Origin of the sequence: Streptomyces sp. NPDC048211, assembly GCF_043202315.1 — a bacterium.
Lineage (GTDB): Bacteria > Actinomycetota > Actinomycetes > Streptomycetales > Streptomycetaceae > Streptomyces.
The window spans coordinates 1-1,375 of record NZ_JBIDAD010000057.1 but is presented as its reverse complement, the minus strand read 5'-3'; the positions used below and the strand labels follow the sequence as shown (position 1 = coordinate 1,375).

Genomic DNA, 1,375 nt, shown 5'->3' with positions numbered 1-1,375 from the left:
TAAGACTTGTCCCGTAAATGATGGTGGAGGCAGGCACGACAAGGTCCAGTGGCAAGATGACGGCTTCGACGCTCCTGAGAGGTCATCTTCGTGCCCACGCCCGCCGCCTACCTCGCACTGGCGCATGCCGAGAAGGACAGCGTCGTGCTGCAGCGTCTCGCGCAATGTCCGTACCCCTTCGTCTGGCAGGCCCTGGCTGCCAATCCCCACACCCCGCCCGTCGCCCTGCAGGAGCTGAGTGCGGCCCGAGACAGCGTGTGGAACGACAACAGGCTCCTTTGCCTGCTGGCGACACATCCCGGCGCGAACCCCGTCGTTCTTCGAGCTGTCCTCGGTGCCGTTGCCGCGAAGCTCGAAGAGGGCGAACGGCCGTACGCCGCCGTGCTAGCTCTCGCAGACCGGCTGGAACTTGAGGCGGACGAGGTGAGGAAGCTCGGCACCCTCCGTGGCGCCTCTGCCCGTCTACGCCGCCTGCTCAGACTGCGGTTGAGCCTTCGCACCTGAGCTGTCTCTCTGGGCGCGGGTGAGATGATCTTGTTGTGGCTGGTGTGATCACGGCGTCGGAGCCCTCTTGGATAGCCCCTTTTACCGGGTTGAGTCCGCGGCAGTTCGGGAAGCTCGTGACGGTTTTGCGGCGTCAGGGCGCGGATGCGGTCCGCAGGGGCCGGCCGTGGAGCCTGTCGTTGGAGGATCGGACACTGCTGGTCGCGGCGTACTGGCGCACGAATCTGACCATGCGGCAGCTTGCTCCGCTGTTCGGGGTTTCCAAGTCGGCGGCGGACCGGATCATCGATCACCTCGGGCCGATGCTCGCCCTTCAGCCCCGCAAGCGGTTCGCGAAAGACGCTGTGCTCATCGTGGACGGCACCCTGGTGCCCACCCGTGACCACACCGTCGCTGAGCAGTCGAAGAACTACCGATACTCCACCAACCACCAGGTGGTCATCGACGCCGACACCCGCCTCGTCGTGGTGGTCGGCCGGCCCTTGCCCGGCAACCGCAACGACTGCAAGGCGTGGGAGGAGTCCGGGGCGAAGGCCGCCGTCGGCACGACGACGACCATCGCCGACGGTGGCTATCCGGGCACCGGGCTCGTGATGCCGCACCGGCGCCGAACGGGCGAGGAGCTGCCCGGCTGGAAGCAGGCCCACAACAAGTCCCACAAGCAGGTCCGCGCCCGCGTCGAGCACGCTTTCGCTCGCATGAAGACTTGGAAGATTCTCCGCGATTGCCGTCTCAAAGGCGACGGCGTCCACGACGCCATGCTCGGCATCGCACGGATGCACAACCTCGCCCTCGCCGGATAGACCACCCGCCGTGCAGCAGTCCACCATGCCCGAGGTCGCTCAGAGAGCATTTACGGGACAACGCTTAG

General features: G+C 66.2%; 2 protein-coding genes. Both read left to right on the top strand.

Translation table 11 applies throughout. The annotated features are described in order from the left end of the window. The first annotated feature begins 90 nt into the window (after positions 1-90). On the top strand, positions 91-504 hold the full coding sequence (locus tag ACGFZA_RS42495) for a hypothetical protein (protein ID WP_393686485.1): 414 nt from the start codon (positions 91-93) through the stop codon (positions 502-504). Positions 505-539: 35 nt separating this feature from the next. After that, the gene (locus tag ACGFZA_RS42490) at positions 540-1,307 is read left to right on the top strand and encodes a transposase (protein ID WP_393686483.1); all 768 of its coding nucleotides are present in this window, start codon (positions 540-542) and stop codon (positions 1,305-1,307) included. The last annotated feature ends 68 nt before the right edge of the window (positions 1,308-1,375 follow it).